The following is a 23298-nucleotide window of genomic DNA, read 5'->3' as shown; positions in this document are numbered from 1 at the left end:
CGTCAACTTATCAGTGGGACCCGGCAATGCCGCAGGGGTCGCTGGCACGAGGAGCTGATATGCGTACTTGGTTCATCACAGGAGCCTCCCGAGGTTTTGGCACACTCATCGCTGAACACCTTGGTGGCCGGTTTAATCTTGGCGGACTCTACGAACAAGGCACGGGCCTTGCGAAAATCCTGATCGACGCCGTGCCCGCCTTCCTGATACAGCTTGCCCAGCATGGCCATGCAGGTGGCGTTGCCGTAACCGGCGAAGCGTTCGATATAACGCAAGTTGTCTCGGTTGAAGGGCTCTATACCGGCAAGGCCCATGCAGCGAAAGCCAACGTGGAGGGAATCGTAATCAGCAGGTCGAAGCAGGCTTTGACAGCCCGCGAGGGTGAAGAAAAACAAAAGAAGGTAGGCTGGTTTTAACATGGCGTCCGTGCGTCCTTGCGGTAAAAGCAGGCATTATGCCAGCCATTGAGCAGATGCCCAATTCACCGCTCACCAGGGTCAAAGCGTTTTTGCAGAACAATGCGGTCTTCTTTGGCGATCCGGATAGCCTCTAAGCGTCGACAGTCAGGCATGCGTACGGCGTTGTGCCGGTGACCCACGCTTGAATCCAGACCTGCACAGGCCTACCCTGCACGCGTCGAACAATCACCCAACACGTCAAGGAAGACTTCAAATGTGGGATGGCAGCGTTACCTTTGGCGACTCATGGGCCGGTTACATGGGCCGTGCGGATCAAAACACTGCTCACTCCCATGTCGCCATCCAACTGTGCATCGGCGTAGGCCAACCCGCCACCCTGGAGCTGCCGGGAAAGGTGATCCGTGCGGCAGGCGTGATCATCGGTCCCAACGTCGAACACCGTGCCGTGGCCGAAAGTCATCCGGTGGCATTTTTGTATGTCAGCCCGGACACGGCGTTGGGCCGTGCGCTCAATGCGTTGCTGCAAGACGATGGCATCGCCCTGGCCAGTGACGGACTGCTGGAGTGTTTTCGCCGTAGCACGTCCCTGTCGCACTTTGTCGACGCCCTCTCGCGGCTGCTGGCAATTACCCCGCCGATCGACCATCGGCTTCACAAAGCCTTGAACATTTTGCGCCTGGACCGCGCCGGGCCAGGTTGCGTCAGTCGCGCGGCCCAGGCGGTGGGGTTGTCCAGCCCGCGCTTGCGCTGCGTCGCCACCCACCAGATGGGTGTTTCCCTCTCCCAATGGATCATCTGGAACAAATTGGAGCGCGCCTCCAAATCCCTCGCCGGTGGGTCGACGTTGTCGGACGCCGCTGCCGACGGCGGCTTCTCCGACCAGGCGCACCTGGCCCGCATGATGCGCCGCATGATTGGCATGACGCCGCGCACCGCCGCCGAGGTTTTGCGCAAGGCAAGCGTTTCGTTCAAGACGCGCTGATATCGAAACACCAATATCGATCGCAGCTGATTTGCGACAACGTCAAGCCTCTCCAGCAGAACACTTCAGCCCCACCGAAAGTGAATAAAAGAGTGTTCGCCCGGACGCCCGTGTCTGCGAATCGGCTACTTGGTCGCAAGTGCTCAGCCCACGGTGGGGCCGCCTTGTGCGGGAGGCCCACACCGTTTCTGAGCCTGCTTGACCTCAACGCGCATCGACAGGGAGTACCACATGACCAAAGGCAAGTTGATAAAACTGACGCTGTGCGGCGTCGTGGTCGGCGGGTTGCTGATACTGGGCTGGCAGCGCTGGCAGTATTCCAGCACCTACGTGAGTACCGACAACGCCGAGCTCGACGGGGTGATCATCCCGGTACGGGCCAAGCTTTCGGGCGTGGTGATCAGTGTGCCGGTGGTGGACAACGTCAGGGTACAAAGCGGCGACCTGCTGTTTCAGATCCGCGACAGCGAGTACCGCTATCAGTTGCAGCAGCGCGAAGCACAGTGGCAAGCATTGCTCGCCGCCGCCGGGCGCGCGGGCGTGCCGGGCGCGCTGGACAGTCAGGTGCTCGGTGCGGTGGCCATGCGCGAGGCTGCGCAGGCGGCCCTGGCTCAAGCGAGCGCCAACCTCGAGCAAGCACGCAACGACTACCAGCGCGCCCGTCGCCTCGGCGCCCAAGGCGTGCTGAGCACCCAGGACCTGGAAGTAGCCAAGGCGCGTTTCGACGCCCTCAGCCACGCCCAGGGAGTGGCGCGCAGCAACGCCCAGGCCGCCGCTCAAAGTACCTTGGCCAACAAAGCCGAACTCAAGGTGCAGGACTATCGGATCGCGGCCGCGCAAGCGGAGCTGGAACAATCCAGGATCCAGCTCAACGACACCCGCCAGACCGCGCCGATGCGCAGCATTGTCTCGAAAAAAGAGGTGGAACCCGGCCAGTTTGTGGTCGCTGGCCAAAAGCTCATGAGCCTGATCGCCACCGACGCACTGTGGATTACCGCTAACTTCAAGGAGACCCAGGTGGGCCGCGTGCGCGTGGGCCAGACTGCCCGCGTCATCGTGGACGCCTTCCCCGGGCACGCCTTCGACGGCGTCGTCGAAAGCCTGGCACCGGCCACCGGAGCCAAGTTCTCATTGCTGCCCCAGGAGAATGCCACGGGCAACTTCACCAAGGTGGTGCAGCGCGTGCAGGTGCACATCACGCTCCACGATGTGCCGGATGACTACAAGCCGCTGTTGAGCCCGGGCATGAGCGCGTTTGTCGAAGTGGCCGCACCTGACGACGCCGGCCACACGCTATGAAGTCGCCCTATCTGATTGCGCTGACCGTCACGCTGGTGTCGATGATGGAGCTGCTCGATGTCACCATCGTCAACGTAGCGATTCCCAGCCTGATGGGCACCTACGGGGCGTCGGTGGATGAAATCTCCTGGGTCTCCACCGGTTATGTGGTGGCCAACGTGGTGATTCTGCCGGTCAGTGGCTGGCTGTCGGCGTGGTTCGGCCGGCGGACTTATTACCTGGTCTCTACCGCGCTGTTCGTGCTGGCATCGTTGGGCTGCGCGATGTCTGCCGAACTTTGGCAACTGGTCGCGTTCCGGGTGCTGCAAGGCCTGGCGGGCGGCGGGTTGCTGGGGATTTCCCAGGCAATCATCTACGACGTGTTCCCCAAGGAAAAGGTCAGCAGCGGCATGGCGCTTTACGGCGTGGGCGTGATGATGGGGCCCACCTTGGGTCCGACCGTCGGCGGCTACCTGATCGACACGTTGTCATGGCATTGGATCTTCTTGATCAACTTGCCGATCGGTGCCGTGGCCTTGTTGTTGTGCTGGCTGTACATCAACGACTCGCCCAACGAACAAAAACCTTCCAGTGTCGACTACAGCGGCTTTTGTTTGCTGGCCCTGGGCGTGGGCAGCCTGCAGATCCTGCTGGAGCGCGGCGAGCACTGGGACTGGATGGCGTCCAACTGGACCGTGGCCTGCCTGTTGCTCAGCAGCTTCAGCCTGGTGGGTTTCTTCTGGTGGGAGCGGCGTGTGGCCAACCCGATCGTCAACGTCGCGCTGTTCCAGAACCGCGAGTTCCTGATGGGGTGCATCTGCGCCTTCTGCGTGGGCTTCGGGCTGTACAGCACGTTGTTCATGGTGCCGCTGTTCTTGCAGACCCTGCTGGCGCAGAGCGCTTACCAGAGCGGGTTGGTGATTTTCCCCGGGGCGGTGGCCAGCGCCATCAGCACCTTGGTGATCGGCAAGCTGTCCCAGGAAAACAAGATCGACGAGCGCGTGTTCGTCACCCTGGGCATTGTCATGTACTGCTATGCGATGTTCCTGCACACCCAGTTCACCCTCGACAGTAACCCCGACTCGCTGTACTGGCCCTTGGTGATCCGCGGCCTGGGGCTGGGCATGATCTTCGTGCCGCTGACCAACCTGGCGATGCGTCGCCTGCCGCTGACATTGATCTCCGGCGCCTCAGGCGTACTCAACCTGATGCGCCAGCTGGGGGGCAGCGTGGGCATCGCCATCGCAGCCACCTTGCTCACACGGTTCTCGTGGGAACGCTACCGCCTGCTCTCCGAGCATGTCACCGAATCGAGCCTGGTGGCCAGTGGTTGGGGAGGTGTGGAAACCGACCCGTTGTTTCTTTCCCTGGGCTTGGCGAGCCATCAACAAGCCCTGGCCCTGATGCCTTACCTGCAAGCGCGCGAACAAGGGCAAATGCTGGCGTTCAGCATGCTGTTCGGCACCTTGGGAGCGGTGATGGCCATCGGGATTCCCATGGTGCTGATGATGCGCAGAAGCCACATCAGTCGATAAATCTTTCAGTGGAGCACACCCCTTGCGTATTCCAGGCCTGCATCTGAACACCACCCCGCTGCTCATGCCGCTGTATTGGCTGGCACTCGCCTGCGCGCCCACTCAGGTATTGGCAGATGACTTGTACCACCTGTACCAGAAGGCGTTGACCCACGACATGCAGATCGCCGCCGCCCAGGCCCAGCAATTGTCCACGGCAGAAAAGGAACCGCAAAGCCGTGCCAACCTGCTACCGGACCTGTCTGTCACCGGCGGCGCGGCCTGGGTCGATGCCGAGGATTCGTCCGACTATCATCGCAATCGCAATAACACCAACGCCTACGCCGTGGTCCTCACACAGCCGCTGCTGCGTTGGCAGAATGTGATCGCCCACGACCAAAGCAAACTGTTGATCAGCGCCAGTGAACTGCACACCGAACAGGCGCGCCAAGCGCTGATGCTGCGCGTCGCCCGCGCTTATTTCGACGTACTGCTCAATCAGGAACTGTTGAAAACCCGCACGCAACAGCTACAAACCTTGCGCGAGAGCCAGACGCGCAGCCAGCGACTGCTGGCCGACGGCGCTACCACTGCTAATGCGCTCGCCCAGGTGCAGGCCAAGTACGACCAGGCATTCGCCGAACAGGTGGCCGCCCGTGGCGCACTGGACATTGCCAACGAAACGCTCACCCAATTAACTGCCGCACAGGCAGGCCCGTGGTCAGGCAAAGAGCCGCAGTTCAGTGCCCCGGTGCCCGCTGCCATCGATGATTGGGCCACGACCGCGCAACAAGGCAACCTTGCCGTACAGGCGGCGCAGATTGCCCAGCGCCTGGCCGAAATGGACATCGATAAAGAACGGGCCGGCCATTTGCCGACCCTGGATCTGATCGCCGCCCATGGCCGCTTCGCCTCTGTCGGCGGTGATGTCTACGATGTGACGTTGCCGGAAAACCGCTATAACCAGACCGTGGTCGGGGTCAAACTGAGCGTTCCCCTCTACAGCGGTGGCCGCACCAGCAGTCGCGTGCGCGAAGCCCATGCACTGCAAAGCAAGGCGGCGGACGAAGTCGAAGATGCACGTCGCAACGCCGGGCTGAAGGCGCGCCAGGCTTACCTGCAAGTCACCAACGGCATGAGCCAATACCAGGCACTCAAGCAGGCCTTGAACTCCAGCCAGATCAACCTTGCCGCCGTGACCCACGGCTTCGAAGCCGGTTCCCGCATCAACACCGACGTGCTGGATGCCCAACAAAAAGTCACCGATACCCAGCAACGCCTGGCCCAACAACGTTATGCGATCCTGATGGCCCAGTTGCACCTGTTGGCATCCACCGGCAACCTGAGCGACGCGCGCCTGCGGGATATCAGTCATACGCTGAACTGACGCACTGATCAGTAGTGCGCTGACATTCGCTCAACGTGAGGGCTGATTTGGATTAAGCTTGGGCATCTCAAAAATGGAACACTGCCCATGTTCGACCTCAACGAACTCTTCCTCTACGCCAAGGTGGTCGAGCACGGCGGCTTTGCGGCGGCGGGCCGTGCGCTGAACCTGCCCAAATCGACCTTGAGCCGCAGAGTCAGCCAGCTTGAAGCGAGGCTGGGGGCACGGCTGATACAGCGTTCGACGCGCCAATTCCAGGTGACCGATATCGGCCATGCCTATTACCGCCATTGCGTGGCGATGATTGCCGAAGCCGAGTCAGCGGAAGATGTGATTGCCTTCAACAAATCAGAGCCGCGGGGCGTGATCCGCCTGAGCTGCACCACCGCATTGCTCAACTACTGGGTGGCGCCGATGCTCGCCCAATTCATGGCGCAATGCGCCAGCGTCGAACTGAACGTGAAGAGCTTCAACCGCAAGGTCGACATCATCAGCGAAGGCTATGACATGGCCTTGAACCTGTGTTTCCCACCGCTGGAAAGCAGTGAGCTGGTCATGAAGGTCCTGGCTAAAAGTCCTCAGGTACTGGTGGCGAGCACGACTTTTCTGCAGGACGCTCCCCTGCCCTCGCTACCGGCTGACCTTGCCGGGCTGGCGACTATCCATTGGGGCAACCCGTTGCTTCAATACCTGTGGGACCTGACCGGGCCGGACGGCGCGACGGCCCAGGTCGCACACACGCCACGCCTGGTCAGTGATGATATGTCGACCCTGAAGAACGCAGCATTGGCGGGCGTGGGCATCGCCAACCTGCCGCAGGTTGTCGTGAAAGACGAACTGGCCGACGGACGCCTGATTGCCGTATTGCCTGAATGGCAACCCGCTGAAGGCGTGATCACCGCCGTGTTCCCCTCCAGGCGTGGGCTGATGCCGTCGGTGCGGTCCTTGATCGACTTTCTGGGCGACGCGTTTGAGGCGCCGTGATGCTCCCACGGATTGCTGGGAAAGTTCCTTGCACCTTCAGCAACAGTCTTTTGTCATCAATCACATTGATAGCTCCCTAACAAAACCCCCATGCTAGAGGGCTGACTCCGCGCTTATATCATTCCGAATGATAGTTACCTTCGCTTCATTCGATTCGTGACCTAGCACCTCCCCGCGCATGATCCGCCCATCTCAAATACATTGGCGGATGCACCTCATGGAACAGTCACTCAAACATTTGCGCTTCCCCTTGGCGATCTTGGCCGTGCTGGTGATGAGCGCGTGCGGCAAGACCCCGGAACAAGCGGCCGCCATGCCACCTGCCAAGGTCAGCGTGGCCAAGGTGCTGGAACAACCGGTCAACGAGTGGGACGAGTTCACCGGGCGCCTTGAAGCGCCGGAAACCGTACAGATTCGTCCGCGGGTTTCCGGCCAGATTGACCAAGTCGCTTTTACTGAAGGCGCTTTGGTCAAGAAAGGCGACCTGCTGTTCCAGATCGACCCGCGCCCGTTCCAGGCCGAAGTGCGCCGCCTGGAGGCCCAACTGGCTCAGACCAAAGCCGCCGCCACCCGCAGCGAAAACGAAGCGCAACGCGGCGAACGCCTGCGCCAGAGCAATGCGATCTCCGCCGAACTGGCCGACTCGCGCACCACCGCCGCCCAGGAAGCCCGCGCCGCCATGGCCGGGATCCAGGCGCAGTTGGACCTGGCCAAGCTGAACCTGAGCTTCACCCGCGTGACCTCGCCCATCAGTGGCCGCGTGAGCCGTGCCGAAATCACCGCCGGCAACCTGGTAACCGCCGATACCACTGCGCTCACCAGTGTGGTCTCCACCGACAAGGTCTACGCCTACTTCGATGCCGATGAGCGCGTGTTCCTCAAGTACACCGGACTGGCCCGCGAAGGCCGGCGTGGTGCAACCACCCCTGTGTACCTGGGCCTGTCCAACGAAACCGGCAACCCACACCTGGGCCAGATGAACTTCGTCGACAACCAGGTCAACCCGGCCACCGGCACCATCCGTGGCCGTGCGGTGTTCGACAACAGCAAGGGCGAATACACCCCCGGCCTGTATGCGCGCTTGAAGCTGGTCGGCAGCGGCACCTATTCGGCGGTGTTGATCAACGACGAAGCCGTCGGCACTGACCTGGGCAAGAAATTCGTGCTGGTGATGGACGGCGACAAGCCGGCTTATCGCGCGGTGGAACTGGGGCCGAAAATCGAAGGCTTGCGCATCGTGCGCAGCGGCCTGACCAAGGATGACACCGTGATCGTCAAGGGCCTGCAACGCGTGCGCCCTGGCTCGCCGGTCGCACCGGAAACCATTCCGATGGCCAGCAAGGAAACCCTCGCCGCCTTGGCCCAACAACGACAAGCGCTTGAAGCCAGCAACCTGGAGCAAGTGGCGCCGGAAAAACCCGCGCCCAAGCTCGCAAGCGTCGCGACTCCACGCGGTTAAGGGATACGACTCAAGATGAATTTTTCCAAGTTCTTCATTTCACGGCCGATCTTCGCAGCGGTGCTGTCGCTGTTGATCCTGATTGCCGGTGCAATCTCGCTGTTCCAACTGCCGATCAGCGAATACCCGGAAGTGGTGCCGCCGACCGTGGTGGTGCGCGCCAACTTCCCGGGCGCCAACCCCAAAGTCATCGGTGAAACCGTGGCCGCGCCGTTGGAGCAAGCCATCACTGGCGTCGAGAACATGCTGTACATGTCCTCGCAATCCACCGCCGACGGCAAGCTGACCCTGACCATCACCTTCGCCCTGGGCACCGACCTGGACAACGCGCAGGTGCAGGTGCAAAACCGTGTGACGCGCACCCAGCCCAAGCTGCCGGAGGAAGTGACGCGCATCGGTATTACCGTGGACAAGGCCTCCCCCGACCTGACCATGGTGGTGCACTTGACCTCCCCGGATCAGCGTTATGACATGCTGTACCTGTCCAACTACGCGATCCTCAATATCAAGGATGAACTGGCCCGCCTGGGCGGCGTCGGTGACGTGCAGTTGTTCGGCATGGGCGACTACTCACTGCGCGTGTGGCTGGACCCGAACAAAACCGCTTCGCGCAACCTGACCGCCACCGATGTGGTCACGGCGATCCGCGAGCAGAACCGCCAGGTGGCAGCCGGTGCCCTGGGCGCACAGCCTGCGCCGAGTGACACCAGCTTCCAGTTGTCGGTCAATACCCAGGGCCGCCTGGTCACTGAAGAAGAGTTCGAGAACATCGTGATTCGCGCCGGCGCCAACGGTGAAATCACCCGCCTCAAGGACATCGCCAGGGTCGAACTGGGCTCCAGCCAATACGCGCTGCGCTCGTTGATCGATAACCAGCCGGCCGTTGCGATTCCGATTTTCCAGCGTCCCGGCTCCAATGCCATCGACATCTCCAACGATGTGCGCAGCAAGATGGCCGAGCTGAAAAAGAGCTTCCCGGCGGGCATGGATTATCGCATCGCCTATGACCCGACCATCTTTGTGCGCGGCTCCATCGAAGCGGTGGTGCATACCCTGTTTGAAGCACTGATCCTCGTGGTGCTGGTGGTGATTCTGTTCCTGCAGACCTGGCGCGCCTCGATCATTCCATTGGTGGCGGTGCCGGTATCCTTGATCGGTACCTTTGCGGTGATGCACCTGTTCGGGTTCTCGCTCAACGCCCTGTCATTGTTTGGCCTGGTGCTGGCCATCGGTATCGTGGTGGATGACGCCATCGTGGTGGTGGAAAACGTCGAGCGTAATATCGAGTTGGGGCTTGAGCCGTTCCCGGCGACCGAAAAAGCCATGAGTGAAGTGACCGGCCCCATCATCGCCACGGCGCTGGTGCTGTGTGCGGTGTTCATTCCGGCCGCCTTTATCAGTGGCTTGACCGGGCAGTTCTACAAGCAGTTCGCCTTGACCATCGCGATCTCAACCGTGATCTCGGCGTTCAACTCCCTGACCCTGTCCCCTGCCCTGGCCGCTGTGCTGCTGCGCGGCCACGACGCGCCGAAGGACCGTTTCTCCAAGTTCCTCGACAAGGTCTTCGGGGGCTGGCTGTTCCGTCCTTTCAACCGCTTTTTCGAAAAGGCCAGCCATGGCTACGTAGGCACCGTACGCCGAGTGATTCGCGGCAGCGGCATTGCCTTGTTCGTCTACGCAGGTTTGATGGTGCTGACGTTCTTCGGCTTTGCCCACACGCCGACCGGTTTCGTACCGGCCCAGGACAAGCAATACCTGGTGGCCTTCGCCCAACTGCCCGACGCCGCAAGCCTGGACCGCACCGAAAACGTGATGAAGCGCATGTCGGAGATCGCCCTGAAACAACCCGGCGTGGAAGCTGCAATTGCCTTCCCGGGCCTGTCGATCAACGGGTTCACCAACAGCCCGAACAGCGGCATCGTGTTCGTGACCTTGAAGCCGTTCGATGAGCGTAAAGACCCGAGCATGTCCGCCGGTGCGATTGCTGGTGCACTGAACGGCCAATACGCCAATATCGAAGAGGCCTACATGGCGATCTTCCCGCCGCCGCCGGTACAAGGCCTGGGCACCATCGGCGGGTTCCGCCTGCAGATCGAAGACCGTGGCAACCTCGGCTATGACGAGCTGTATAAAGAAGTGCAGAACGTGATCGCCAAGAGCCACGGCGTGCCTGAACTGTTCGGCCTGTTCACCAGCTACACCGTGAACGTGCCGCAAGTCGACGCCGCCATCGATCGCGAAAAGGCCAAGACCCACGGCGTGGCGATCAGCGACATCTTCGACACGCTGCAGGTCTATCTGGGTTCGTTGTATGCCAACGACTTCAACCGCTTCGGGCGTACCTATCAGGTCAACGTGCAGGCCGAGCAGCAGTTCCGCCAGGACTCCGACCAGATCGGCCAATTGAAAGTGCGCAATAACAGAGGCGAGATGATCCCGCTGGCGACCTTTATCAAGGTCAGCGACACCTCGGGCCCGGACCGTGTGATGCACTACAACGGCTTCATCACCGCCGAAATCAACGGCAACGCCGCGCCGGGCTACAGCTCTGGCCAGGCCCAGGCCGCGATTGAAAAGCTGCTCAAAGATGAACTGCCCAACGGCATGACCTACGAGTGGACCGACCTGACCTATCAGCAAATCCTCTCGGGCAATACCGCGCTGTTCGTATTCCCGCTCTGCGTACTGCTGGCGTTCCTGGTGCTCGCCGCCCAATACGAAAGCTGGAGCCTGCCGCTGGCGGTGATCCTGATCGTACCGATGACACTGCTGTCGGCCATTACCGGGGTGATCATCTCGGGCGGCGACAACAACATCTTCACCCAGATCGGCCTGATTGTACTGGTGGGCCTGGCGTGCAAGAACGCGATTCTGATCGTCGAGTTCGCCAAGGATAAACAGCAGGAAGGCCTCGACCCGCTCGCCGCAGTACTGGAAGCCTGCCGCCTGCGTCTGCGGCCGATCCTGATGACCTCGTTCGCGTTCATCATGGGTGTGGTGCCGTTGGTGCTGTCCAGCGGTGCCGGCGCCGAGATGCGCCATGCCATGGGCGTGGCGGTGTTCTCCGGGATGATCGGTGTGACCTTCTTCGGTCTGTTGCTGACACCAGTGTTCTACGTACTGATCCGTCGCTATGTCGAGCGCAGTGAAGCGCGCAAAGCGGCCAAGGCCTTGAAGCTGGAGACACAGCAATGAGTGTGAAAGTATTCCTGCCGAGCCTGTTGGTGCTGGCGCTCGCCGCCTGTGCCGTAGGCCCGGACTACAAGACCCAGCCACTGGAGGCGGCCAATATCACGGCCGCCGCCGACAGCAAAAGCTACGACCATGCCAAGTACGAAGGCATCTGGTGGCAGCAGTTCGAAGACCCCACGCTCAACCAGCTGGTAACCCAGTCGCTGAGCGGCAACCGTGATTTGCGCGTAGCCTTTGCCCGCCTGCGGGCGGCACGGGCTATCCGTGATGACGCGGCCAACGACATCATGCCGGTGGTCACCTCTCGCGCCAGCAGCGATGTGGGCAAGGGCCAGATTCCCGGGCAGACCACCAAGCGTGTCAACAGCGAGCGCTACGACCTGGGCCTGGACATGGCCTGGGAAGTGGATTTGTTCGGGCGCATCCGCCGCAACCTGGAAGCCAGCGACGCCGACCAACAGGTGGCCGAAGCCGACCTGTACCAGCTGCAAGTCACCATGATTGCCGAACTGGTGGATGCCTACGGTCAACTGCGTGGAGCGCAACTGCGTGAACGCATTGCCCTGGACAACCTGAAGAACCAGCAGGAATCGCGCACCATCACCGTCAGCCTGCGTGATGCCGGCGTCGGTGATCAGCTCGACGTGGAACGTGCCGACGCGCGCCTGGCAGCAGTTGAAGCCAGCGTGCCGCAACTGCAGGCCGAACAAGTGCGCGAGCGCAACCGCATCGCCACCCTCCTCGGCCAGCGCCCCGACAAACTGAGCGTGGACCTGAGCCCGAAAGACCTGCCAGCGATTGCCAAGGCGTTGCCGATTGGCGACCCGGGGCAACTGCTGCAACGACGCCCGGACATCCTCAGCGCCGAACGCAAACTGGCCGCCGCCACCGCACGTATCGGCGTGGCCAAGGCCGACCTGTTCCCACGGGTGAGCCTCAGCGGTTTCCTCGGCTTCACCGCCGGGCGCGGTTCGCAGATCGGCTCGGCCGCCGCGAATGCCTGGTCTCTGGGGCCGAGCATCACTTGGGCCGCGTTTGACCTGGGCAGCGTACGCGCGCGTTTGCGTGGCGCGAATGCCGAAGCCGATGGCGCGTTGGCGACCTATGAACAGCAAGTGTTGCTGGCATTGGAAGAGTCCGAGAACGCCTTCAGCGATTACGGCAAGCGCCAGCAACGCCTGGTCTCGCTGATCCGCCAAAGCGAATCCAGCCGCGCCGCCGCCGACCTTGCGGCGATCCGCTACCGCGAAGGCACCGTGGACTTCCTGGTCCTGCTCGACGCCCAGCGCGAACGCCTGGCCGCCGAAGACGCCCAGGCCCAGGCCGAAGTCGACCTGTATCGCGGCATTGTGGCGATCTACAAGGCGTTGGGTGGTGGCTGGCAGCCGGATACGGTGGTGGCTAGCAGCAAGTGATGTAAAGAGCTCCTTTGGTTGGTCGCATCCAGCCAATTTTTAGCCCTGCGGTCCATTCGGTCGCGGGGCTTTTTTTACCCTGGCATTAGCGGATCAATCAATTTGGCTTACATGTAATACTTGTCTGAAAGACGCTTCCCAAATATTCAAACAGGTTAAATATCTGTCGCAAGAGGTCGATAGCAGGGTGAACCTTTTATCCTATAAGGAGACGAGCATGGATATGAGATTGGTAATCCCCAATACACTTTCCAAACAGACAGATGCTTTTGTTATCAAAAATCCAGAGAAAACGACGAACACATTTACTTTTACTGAAGAGTCCAAAGCCGTTGATGAGCTGCGCATGTGGCAGCAAGACGACATTGCAGAGCTGAAAGATTTTTTAAAAAACTATGATATGACTTCTATAAGCACAGATGAACTTAAGACGGTCGGAAGGAGACTGTACGACAGTAAAATCATCGATACACAGGCTTTCCTAATATTCATATCCGGAGATGGTGCATCTGACGTCAATGGAAAGCAAACAAACACGCACGTGAAATTCAATGCGATAGCCTTGTTTGATGAAAAGTTGGCTGACTACCTCGCGTTTGTGAAAAGCAACCCGGATGTAGGGCGCTCACAGGGAATTCCGGAGTATATACAGGGCATGGTTGACGCCAATCGCGCGATTAATGCGCTTGCGTATTTTTCGGGCTCCTCAAAAAATGATTTATCAGTGGAAGAACGTGCTTGATTTAGAGTCAGTCTGCACAGACTGCAGTGTGCCAGAGGACCTGACACACTGCTTCTCTTACCGCTCAGCGCCCGTATCTTACGGTTCCTGAATAGGTCTTGGATACGGCGTCAGGGTTATGCACTCGGATTCGATATGTGCCAAAAGGCCCCAGCCAGGACACGCGAGGTGACAGAGGATTAGCCGCTACCTTTGTCCAAGAAGAGCCGACTTCTCGCTCAATAGAAATCTGGGGCGCCCTCCCCGCCCCGCCTGCAGACACCATTGCTTCAATATTGGCTGCGGAACAGCCGTTATTACCGCCTATTGTGAACGGCCCATGCGCTGTAGTTTCGTTATCTGCCCCTATTATCCCACTAAAGTTTTCTGAAATATTCAAGCAAAGCGCAGACACCTGAACAGACACCACCATCAACGCACTAAAGGGTAACGCAATTAAACGCTTCATAAGTTCACCATCACATTATGGATTGAAAACTTAACGCATGAAGGTCATCACACCACGTGCTCATTCAGCTATAGCAACGCCCTCACAGTTAAGTACTGTGACCCCTCTACCCAAAAGCCTCTGTAGCGGCCGCGTAGGATCACCGTCAAAACTGTGCACGATTTTTTACTTCGGATATGCCAGCCACTTCCTAAAAACAATAAGGCAGGGTCTGTCATACTCAAGCGAAGGGCGCTGTCAGTTATTTCCTAATCCCGCCTGTAACGCCACTTTCACGCAAGTCAGGTGCCGTCCTGGCCGCCCATTCTAAAAAGAACTTTTTTCAAAATACCAAGTGCTCTTGCACATAGGCCTTGAACGCCTGGTCACGTGCCGGCTGGTGCGTGGGCGGGCGCTCGGGAAGCACGGTACCGGGAGGCTGCTGCATTAATCGATAAACTCCGATCAGCTTCCTGGAGCCCTGCTCTATCGCGTAGATCAACCCTGGCGCGGGGGCGCGCGCAGAGCGTTTGCTGACGATTTTTATGGGTACCTGATCGGTGATCGGTAATTCCCCGAAAGCCGCCTGCGCGGCTTCAATCATCGCGCGGTTCTGCTTGAACAATTTGGGGTCTGTCTTGAGCTGAGACAGCAGGGCAACACTGGTCATCGTGGAATCCGCGTTGAGGCTACCGGCGCGCGAGCCAAACATGTTGACGCCTGTCTTGCTCACCAGGTTTGGTGCATCTGCACCTGGCAGGACCAACACTCCAGGGTCGGTATGCCCTTGAGCCAGGTTGAGCAAGCCTGCGGCATTTTCTTCGTTTTTTCTCAACCGCGTGAGGTAGGCGAAATCAAGCGTACCTTGGCTCACGGGGCCTGGCAGGTGGTCCAGTTCATGAATCAACGCGTTGCTCATAGCGCCTTCCTGGGAGCCGAAATGCTGGTAATAGTGCTTGGCACCATCGATGTTGACCTCCATGAATTTTCCCGTCTTGTCGACCTTGAAATCTTCAGGGATGACCTGCGCAACCCATTGATGGTCCTGGGAGCGCATGAACTTCACGTTTCTGGCAGTCAGCGCTTGAGCGTTGGTCTTGAGCCGCGAAAGTCGAGAGGTCATCAGTTTTCGTGCCTGAACAGGTGACATGCCCTGGAAGCTCTTGAGCACAAAGTCCACGTCTGCAGTCAGCGCAGGATCTGCTATCGCTTTAAGTGCATCGTCCACCTTGGACACCATCAGCGGCTGCGAACGCTCGATGAGTTCCTTGACCTCTGCGCGTGTGGCTATCGGCCCTGGCTTGACTTTGCCGTCGTTCGGTTGCGTCGCCACCGGGCGCTCTTCCTGCGGCTTTTCTGTGCTTTTTAGCGAGTCGCGGCGCATTTGCCGAACGCGCCCGACCCGTTGTTCTTCGAGTTGCGCTTTCCAAGCGGCGCGCACCACGCTCTGGGACTTCTCTCCAAGCCGATACAGGCGGCTTCCTACCCAATTGGCGGCTTTGAGCAGAGGTTCAGAGAGGCCGGCGAATGGATTGAGCAAACCGTTGGTGACTGTCCCCACCGCCCGGGTAGCCGCCGCCAGCCTGGAAAAGCCGGTTTGCGCCTTATCGAACGCTGCAGCCCCCTCCGCTGCACCTCCTGCGACGACAGTAATGGCTACCGCAACGTCGGTGGCGCACCCTGTCAACGCTCTCAGGTCTTTTTTGACGTGCCCGGAGACAATGTCGTCGTAGCAAGCCTTGAAGGGAATCAATGTATTTACAAGTGTTTTACTGACCCGTTTGACCTGATCCTGGAAACGCTCCGAGGCCGTTTGCCCCATTGCGGTAGTGAGGAGTTGTTCGGGATCCAGCACCAGATTGCGTTGGGCTACGTAGTCAGCAATCGCATTGGCCCGCTCCGAAAAAAAACCAAGCGGTGCCAGCGTTTGTGAAGATGTCGCCGCCGGCAGTGTTTCGCGCAATGCCCTGATCTGTACCTCGGACGCCCCCGCCCGTGGACCGTCCACGTGGGACTTCATACGGGTCACCCACAACCGCGGGACGATTGCCTCGCCGTTGGCCAGCATCGCCTTGAAGTCGTGCCGTTCGACATAGGTGCCGCTCATGGGGAAAAACTCATAACACTTGGCATCTTTGCCCTGCCCGACGCCGATCAGGAAGCCATAGCGCCCCCTCACCGCCTGGAGTTGCTCATCGGCATCTGTGATGCGAGTGCCTGCGCCATTAATGGACTCGGCCTCGACTTGATAAAAGGTCAGTTCCTGAGTGGCCAGTACCTGCCGGTCCGCGTAGGGCATTTTGCTGAGAATGTCTTTCAGGCCCGTGGAGACGGCCTTTTGAAAGCGCTCGGTGTCACCCTTGATGGCCTGAGCAAGGGATTGCCCGGAATGTTTCAACCTCGTGAAGTGCACCCGCAGGGAAGCCAGCCTGGGGTCATATTCATCTTTGAACAGCGTGGCGCCAGTCATATCCTTAAGCCTGGTCGAGGCAAATTTACCGTACTTGAGATTGCCGCTCATGTGTAGGTCAACCAGGCTTTCCTTAAAGCCGAGATTGCGCTGCAACCAGGGTAACCCGGGCACCATATTAGACAGCAACTGGGGAAACCGGTACGCCACGGTATGCATCGGTTCGTTCAGATCGTGCCCGGGAAGCACGCGTTCGAGGTCAGCCTGTGCTCGCGCTCGCCGGTCTTTTATCGGGGTGCTCAGTGTTACAAGGGCCTGATGAGAGCTCTCGATATAGTCGTTGTATTTTGTCGCCGCGACTTGCAGGTCTTGGGTGGTGTACGGATCGTCAGCTCGCCGAGCAATGACCCCGTGCATCGTTGCCCAATCAAGCAGCGGTTCTGTTTCGATGGCATGAAACAACACCACTTGCTCCGGCGTCAGCGCCTGGAGGATGGCACGCTCCAGCACCTGATCATAGGTGAGGGTGCGGCTGGAGCCCTCTGCTGACTCCTCCAGCAACGCGACAGTTTTCCTGAGCACCACCCAGGCAGGAGAGCCGATGCGCAACGTACCCGGCGTGTCTGGCAGCACAAACTCTGGAGCAACACTGGCCAGCATGATATGCACAGTGGCATCCACCGCCTCGGGCCGCACGCCCTTATTGCGCACCAGATGCGCCTTCAAGTCGCCCTTGACTTCTGCCAGGGTACGCCCGGCGTTAGCCGGTGAGTACAGGTCATAACCTGCGATATGGTTTCTACGCTGCCCCAGCTCGGGGTCAATGCTCAACATCAGGGCAGTCAGCAGCAGTTGGTTGCGCTGGTCGTTTGAAAACCCGGCAGGATCACGCCCAATGGCAGCCAGCAATGTGTTCTGCCGATAGCGATTGAGCGGTGCATGGCTACTCAGATGCCGAGTGATCTGATCATCCATGTTTTGCGTGGTCACGTTCATGCTGGTGAGGATGCCGTCGCCGACATAGGTTCTTAACGCCTCGACCAAGCGTTGGCGTTCGTCAAGGCTCAGGCTTGGGTGGCCTGGCTCCGGTGCCTGCGCAGTTGCCCAGGTGTAGTTGCCCAAGGCGGGGCTCGATGGTAGCCCAAGACGCTGCCAATTGATCAGGTTACGCACCTGCGCGGCCGTTTGCGGCAGGTTTTCACCACTCAGCCCTGGAAAACTTTGTTGCAGAAACGCCAGCGCGGTGATGTCTTTGTCGACAGCGCCAGGACGGGGTGCCAGGTTGAACCGCAGGTTCGCCAGGTCGACGAAGGCATAGTCAGCCTTATCGAGCACACCGCGCTCCAACACGGTCAACCAGGCTTGCCGGTCAATCGCGTCCGCCTCGCCTTGGGTGAATCTGTGTTGCGCGGGATCCGCCCCGGCAACCCACGATGACAAGACCTCCGGAGGGGTAACAAAAGGTGGGGGACCGAAACGCGCTGAAGAGGGAAGAGGTATTGCTCCAAGAACTTTTGATAACACGTCCATCACCCAGCGTTCAATAAGGGGTTCCAGACTGAGAGAAGATCTGCGCTGGCTCCATAGGAAAAAGACGAGGCGCAAGCCAGACCTTTCGCTACGCTAAATGCCGCCGACTCAGCTCGCGTCGCGCAGAATCAGGCTGCGCAAGTGCCCCGGATTGGACCCGGACCACTTGCGGAACGCCTTGTAGAACGAACTGGTATCGGCAAACCCCAACCGCGACGCAATCTCGGCAAAACTGATCTGCGGTTCAGCCAGCCACACAATCGCCAGCTCCTTGCGTATACCGTCTTTGAGGCCCTGATAAGTCTGCCCCTCCTCTGCCAGCCGGCGGCGCAGTGTGGACGCGGAAATGCACAAGCTGGCCGCAAGGCCTTCGGTTTCAGGCCAGGTATCGGGCGGCATTTGGCGCAGGTCGTGCTTGATGCGGGTGGCGAGGCTTTCGGGATCGCGGTATTTGACCAGGATGTTGGCCGGCGCATGGGCAAGGAAGCGCTTGAGTTCTTCGGGGCTGCGTTTGATCGGCAGATCGAGACAGTCGGCTGAAAAGATCATGCGGGTGCGGGGTCGATCAAAGCGCAGGTTGTCAGAAAACATCACCCGGTAATCGTCACAGAAGTCCGGCTGCGCGCAACGCAGTTCAATGGCAAGGATCGGAATGCGCCGCCCCGCCAGCCAGCAGGCGACGCCGTGGACGATCATCCAATAGGTGAAATAGGTAAAAGCGCGTTTTGGCTCACCAGGTTCTAGCAGGACGATCTCCGCCAGACTCTGTTGGCGAACCAGTTGGGCCGGCAGATGCTCAAGCATCAACGAGAGAAACCCCAAGCCGGTTTCCAGGCCGGCCGCCAGGCTGGGTTGCGCCATGGAGGCGCGACACAGGAACGCCAGGCTACCGGACTTGAGTGTGCGTGGGTCCATACCAAAAAACTCATCGTCCCTGCGCCGCGCCAGCAAGCGCCACAGGCGTGCATAGGCCGTGGCCGCCACGCGAGCGTCGGGCTGCTCAAGCAACGTCGGGTCAATCCCGACTTTGCTCAATGCCTCAACGGTGGCCGCTCCCGGCGCGCAACTGTGCAACAGCGCTTCGCGCACAAGGTGGATGGAGATAGTGTCTTTTTCCGACATGGGGCGTTGAACTGTCCGGCTGCAGTCTGGGTGGTCTGCATCATAAAGGCGGTTGCGCTTCGCCACCACCGTTCAGCCCACGTTCAGCAAAGGTCAATATTTCTTGTTTAGCAATGAGTATCATTATGTTACAACTTAGCTCCCTAACTAGTTGTGCCCGGGTGCCCGATGCTCGTTCCTTTTTTAATCATGCTGCGCGAAGGCATTGAAGCGGCATTAATCGTTGGCATTATCGCCAGTTACCTGCAACAGACCGGGCGTGGCCAGTGGATGCCTGCGGTGTGGATCGGCGTATTCCTGGCGGCAGCGCTGGCGCTGCTGGTGGGCGGCGGCCTGGAGTTGGTCAGTGCGGAATTCCCGCAAAAGCAGCAGGAATTGTTTGAAGGTGTCGTCGGTCTGGTGGCCGTGGGCATCCTCAGTTCCATGGTGTTCTGGATGCGCAAAGTGGCGCGCTCGATTAAACACTCGCTGCATGAATCCCTCGACCATGCGTTGGCCGGCTCCAGGCACCAGGTGTTCGCCCTGATCGCCATGGTGTTTTTCGCCGTGGCCCGCGAAGGGCTGGAGACGGTGTTCTTCCTGTTGGCCGTGTTCCAGCAAAGCGAAGGTCCGGGCGCTCCGGTGGGCGCCCTGCTTGGCCTGGCCCTGGCCATTGTCGTGGGCTTGCTGATTTATTCCGGCAGTATGCGCCTGAACCTCAGCGCGTTTTTCCGCTGGACCGGCCTGTTCATCCTGGTGGTCGCGGCCGGCATTCTCGCCAATTCGGTGCAAGCCCTGCATGAAGCCGGCGTGTGGAATCACTGGCAGACCGTGCTATTCGACTTCAGCGCTGCGTTGCCCATGGACAGCCCGCTCGGTTCGGTACTGGCAGGTATGTTCGGTTACCAGGAGGCGCCGACCGTGAGCACCCTGGGCGCCTATCTGATTTACCTGGTGGTGGCCCTGGTGATGTTCTTCCTGCCCGCGGCCCCTACCCAGCCCGTAGCCAATACCTCTTCCGTTTCCAGCCAGTAAGGACCGTCTCTTGTCCAACCCAACCCCTCAATCGGCCCCGCCGTCCCGCGCCCTGCGCTGGGGCGTGGCCGGCTCGGTGGTGGTGATGATCGCCGCCGGAGGCCTGTTCTACTACGCCTCGCAATTGGCCGCCGGCAAGCGCCAGACCAACCACAATGAAATCGCGGTGACCATCCACGGCCACGCCTGCGAACCCAACGCCCTGACGGTACCGGCCGGGCATGCCAGCTTTCGCATCATCAATCGCTCCGACCGCGCGGTGGAGTGGGAAATCCTCGACGGCGTGCTGGTGGTCGAAGAGCGGGAAAACATCGCCCCGGGCCTGAGCCAAGTGATCAACGCCAACCTGCTGCCCGGCGACTACGCCATTACCTGTGGCCTGCTGAGCAACCCGCGCGGCACCTTGCATGTCACGCCCACGGCAGAGTCTGACGCCCAGGCCAAGGCCAAGCCGTCGATGGTGGCCTTTATCGGCCCGTTATCGGAGTTTCGCGTGTACCTGAGCAGCCAAGGCGGCACGCTGGTCAAGGCCGTGACGGCCCTGCAACAGGCCATCGCCGCCGGCGACCTGGCCCAGGCCCAGGCGGCGTATATACCGGCGCGCGAGGCGTATCAGCGCCTGGCGCCGGCGTCTCAGCGTCTGGCCGAATTGGATAACGCGATCAATGCACGCGCCGATTATTTTGAACAGCGCGAGCAGGACCCCGCCTTCAGCGGCTTCCACCGCCTCGAATACAGCCTGTTCCAGCAACACAGCCTTGATGGCCTCGCGCCGGTCGCCCAACGCCTGGTTACCGACGTGACCACGCTCAAGCAGCAATTACTGGCCCAGTCCCTGCCCCCGGAGCAACTGGTGAGCATCGTGGTCCGCAACCTCAACAGCCTGGCGGACGTGCGGGCGGCGAGCGGTGAAGAGGAACGCTACAGCCACATCGACTTGAACGGCTTTGCCGCCAATCTGCAGGTCGCGCGCAAGGTGGTCGACCTGATGCGCCCGTTGCTGGTCAAGTCCGCCGCCGACCTGTTGCCCGCTATCGACAACGCGCTCCACGCCTTCGACACCGAACTCGAAGGGCTCAAGGTGAATGACCGCTACCCCGGCTACGACAAGGTTACAGCTGATCAGCGCAAGCAGATCGGCGACAAGGCCAAGGCTCTGGCCGTTGCACTCGATGGAATCGACCCCGCCCTTGGCCTTTCCGGCCTGCAGTGAAGACGACCGCATACATGAGTGATACAGAACAGTTTGACCTCCAACGTCGCCGCGTCCTGTTGGGCATGGCGGCCACCGGCGCTGCGATTGCCGGCAGCAGCCTGACCTGCCCGGCAATGGCGGCAGCGGCCGAGCAAGTCACCACCGCACCGCGCAGTGACAAGACCCAGGACCACCAGACGTTTTTCGGCAAGCACCAAAGCGGCATCGTCACCCCGCGCCCGGCCTGCGGCATGGTCGTGGCGTTCGATGTACTGGCCAGCGACCGCGAAGACCTGGAGCGTCTGTTCCGCACCCTCAACGAGCGCATCGCATTCCTGATGACCGGCGGCACCGTGCCCCAGGTCGACCCGAAATTGCCGCCCACCGATTCCGGCATCCTTGGCCCTGTGGTCACGCCGGATAACCTGACCATTACCGTATCGGTCGGTGAGTCGTTGTTCGACGAACGCTTCGGCCTTGCCGCCGCCAAGCCCAAGCGCCTGAGTCGCATGGTCGGTTTTCCCAACGATGCACTGGAACCGGCGCAGTGTCACGGCGACCTGAGCCTGCAGTTCAGCTCCAACACCCCAGACACCAATATCCACGCGCTGCGCGACATCGTCAAAAACCTGCCAGACCTGCTGCTGGTGCGCTGGAAGCAAGAAGGCAGCGTGCCGCCCCAGGCACCGACCAAGCCCGGCGAACCGGCACAGAGTGCGCGCAACTTCCTGGGCTTTCGCGATGGCTCGGCCAACCCCAACTCCAACGATGGCAAGGCCATGGACCAGATCGTATGGGTACAGCCCACCAGCGACGAGCCGGCCTGGGCCGCCCATGGTAGTTACCAGGCCGTGCGCATCATCCGTAACTTTGTCGAGCGCTGGGATCGCACCCCGCTGCAAGAACAGGAAAGCATCATCGGCCGTATCAAACCCACGGGCGCGCCCATGGACGGCCAGCACGAAACCCAGGTTCCGGACTACAGCAAGGACCCGCAAGGCAAGTTGACCAAGCTTGATGCCCACATCCGCCTGGCCAACCCGCGTACCCCGCAGACCCAGGCCAACCTGATCCTGCGGCGGCCGTTCAACTACTCCAACGGCGTCAATAAAAACGGTCAACTGGACATGGGCTTGTTGTTCATCTGCTACCAGGCTGACCTGGAGAAAGGATTTATCAGCGTGCAAACCCGGCTCAACGGCGAACCGCTGGAGGAGTACCTCAAGCCAGTGGGTGGCGGGTATTTCTTTACCTTGCCGGGGGTCACCGGGCCCAAGGATTTCATCGGTCGCACGCTGCTCGCCGCAACGCACCCTCACACCCCTGCCAAGACCTAAAACACACCACAGCGGAATGCCTCCCATGAAGAAGTCGTCTATCGCGTTGTTGTTAATCAGCCTTTCGCCACTGGCAAGCTTCGCCGCTACTGCGCCGTTGGACCTGGTGGGCCCGGTGTCGGATTACAAAATCTACGTCACCGAAGAAATCGGTGAGTTGGTCACCCAGACCCAGGTGTTTACTGACGCCATCAATAAAGGCGACCTGGCCACCGCCAAGAAGCTCTACGCGCCGACTCGTGTGCACTATGAGTCCATCGAGCCGATCGCCGAGCTGTTCAGCGACCTCGACGCGTCCATTGACTCACGCGTCGACGATCACGAGAAAGGCGTGAAGGCCGAAGACTTCACCGGTTTCCACCGCATCGAGTACAGCCTGTTCTCCGAGAACACCACCCAGGGCCTCGACGCCCTGACCGATAAACTCAACAAGGACGTGCTGGACCTGAAAACCCGGGTTGACGGCCTGACCTTCCCGCCGGAAAAAGTCGTTGGCGGCGCCGCAGCGCTGCTTGAAGAAGTCGCCGCCACCAAGATTTCCGGCGAGGAAGACCGCTACAGCCATACCGACCTGTACGACTTCCAAGGCAACATCGACGGTGCAAAGAAAATCGTCGACCTGTTCCGTGGCCAGATCGACCGCCAAGACAAGGCCTTTTTGGTCAAGGTCGATAAGAACTTCGCCGCCGTGGATAAGATCCTGGCCAAGTACAAGACCCCGGATGGCGGCTTCGAGACCTACGACAAAGTCAAGGAAAACGACCGTAAGGCTTTAGTGGGCCCGGTCAATACACTGGCGGAAGATTTGTCCACTCTGCGTGGGAAATTGGGACTCAACTAATCGAAAGCGCCCCCCGTACGTGACACGGCAAGGGCGCTGCCTGAAGTGTT

General features: G+C 60.1%; 16 protein-coding genes. 14 read left to right on the top strand and 2 right to left on the bottom strand.

Annotated elements, in window-relative coordinates; genetic code table 11:
• Positions 1-59: 59 nt before the first annotated feature.
• From AC07S6_RS08535 to AC07S6_RS08490, 10 genes are all read left to right on the top strand, one after another.
• Positions 60-416 (top strand): hypothetical protein, encoded by a 357-nt coding sequence (locus tag AC07S6_RS08535; protein ID WP_495112092.1) that lies wholly within the window; start codon positions 60-62, stop codon positions 414-416.
• Positions 417-672: 256 nt separating this feature from the next.
• On the top strand, positions 673-1401 hold the full coding sequence (locus AC07S6_RS08530) for an AraC family transcriptional regulator (protein WP_495112091.1): 729 nt from the start codon (positions 673-675) through the stop codon (positions 1399-1401).
• 231 nt (positions 1402-1632) lie between these two features.
• Positions 1633-2700 carry an HlyD family secretion protein gene (locus AC07S6_RS08525; RefSeq protein WP_495112090.1) on the top strand — a complete coding sequence of 356 codons (1068 nt, stop codon included), beginning with the start codon at positions 1633-1635 and terminating at the stop codon, positions 2698-2700.
• Complete coding sequence (locus tag AC07S6_RS08520; protein ID WP_495112089.1) at positions 2697-4214, top strand: DHA2 family efflux MFS transporter permease subunit; 1518 nt, start codon at positions 2697-2699, stop codon at positions 4212-4214. Before AC07S6_RS08525 ends, AC07S6_RS08520 begins: the two co-directional genes overlap by 4 nt.
• A gap of 22 nt (positions 4215-4236) precedes the next feature.
• Positions 4237-5580 carry a TolC family outer membrane protein gene (locus AC07S6_RS08515; RefSeq protein ID WP_495112088.1) on the top strand — a complete coding sequence of 448 codons (1344 nt, stop codon included), beginning with the start codon at positions 4237-4239 and terminating at the stop codon, positions 5578-5580.
• Positions 5581-5667: 87 nt separating this feature from the next.
• Positions 5668-6564, top strand: a complete 897-nt coding sequence (locus AC07S6_RS08510; protein WP_495112087.1) for a LysR substrate-binding domain-containing protein — start codon at positions 5668-5670, stop codon at positions 6562-6564.
• Positions 6565-6781: 217 nt separating this feature from the next.
• Positions 6782-8023: a multidrug efflux RND transporter periplasmic adaptor subunit MexE gene (gene mexE / locus AC07S6_RS08505; protein ID WP_495112086.1), complete on the top strand. Its 1242-nt coding sequence runs from the start codon at positions 6782-6784 to the stop codon at positions 8021-8023.
• Between the two features lie 15 nt (positions 8024-8038).
• Entirely contained in the window at positions 8039-11218 is a 3180-nt protein-coding gene (locus AC07S6_RS08500; protein ID WP_094775327.1) for an efflux RND transporter permease subunit, read from the top strand.
• On the top strand, positions 11215-12630 hold the full coding sequence (locus tag AC07S6_RS08495; protein WP_368987808.1) for an efflux transporter outer membrane subunit: 1416 nt from the start codon (positions 11215-11217) through the stop codon (positions 12628-12630). The genes AC07S6_RS08500 and AC07S6_RS08495 overlap by 4 nt, the downstream gene beginning before the upstream one ends.
• A 217-nt stretch (positions 12631-12847) precedes the next feature.
• Positions 12848-13372: a hypothetical protein gene (locus tag AC07S6_RS08490; RefSeq protein ID WP_495112085.1), complete on the top strand. Its 525-nt coding sequence runs from the start codon at positions 12848-12850 to the stop codon at positions 13370-13372.
• A gap of 770 nt (positions 13373-14142) precedes the next feature.
• On the opposite strand, the gene AC07S6_RS08485 is transcribed toward AC07S6_RS08490, so the two are convergent.
• The gene (locus tag AC07S6_RS08485; protein ID WP_495112084.1) at positions 14143-17649 is read right to left on the bottom strand and encodes a hypothetical protein; all 3507 of its coding nucleotides are present in this window, start codon (positions 17647-17649) and stop codon (positions 14143-14145) included.
• Positions 17650-17847: 198 nt separating this feature from the next.
• Entirely contained in the window at positions 17848-18861 is a 1014-nt protein-coding gene (locus AC07S6_RS08480) for an AraC family transcriptional regulator (protein WP_495112083.1), read from the bottom strand.
• 168 nt (positions 18862-19029) lie between these two features.
• Here AC07S6_RS08480 and efeU point away from each other — a divergent pair, with 168 nt between their 5' ends.
• From efeU to efeO (AC07S6_RS08460), 4 genes are read left to right on the top strand one after another with little or no spacing between them, the layout of a single operon-like run.
• A complete protein-coding gene (gene efeU / locus AC07S6_RS08475) occupies positions 19030-19875 on the top strand; it encodes an iron uptake transporter permease EfeU (protein WP_034127362.1) in 846 nt (281 codons plus the stop codon).
• 10 nt (positions 19876-19885) lie between these two features.
• Positions 19886-21088 (top strand): iron uptake system protein EfeO, encoded by a 1203-nt coding sequence (gene efeO, locus AC07S6_RS08470; RefSeq protein ID WP_495112082.1) that lies wholly within the window; start codon positions 19886-19888, stop codon positions 21086-21088.
• Positions 21089-21102: 14 nt separating this feature from the next.
• Complete coding sequence (gene efeB / locus AC07S6_RS08465; protein WP_490614896.1) at positions 21103-22407, top strand: iron uptake transporter deferrochelatase/peroxidase subunit; 1305 nt, start codon at positions 21103-21105, stop codon at positions 22405-22407.
• 25 nt (positions 22408-22432) lie between these two features.
• The gene (gene efeO / locus AC07S6_RS08460) at positions 22433-23248 is read left to right on the top strand and encodes an iron uptake system protein EfeO (RefSeq protein WP_490614895.1); all 816 of its coding nucleotides are present in this window, start codon (positions 22433-22435) and stop codon (positions 23246-23248) included.
• Positions 23249-23298 lie beyond the last annotated feature (50 nt).

This window comes from Pseudomonas sp. GW821-FHT07B01, from assembly GCF_059419065.1.
The sequence above is the reverse complement of the archived record's forward strand: the minus strand, read 5'-3'. Positions and strand labels throughout refer to the sequence as shown.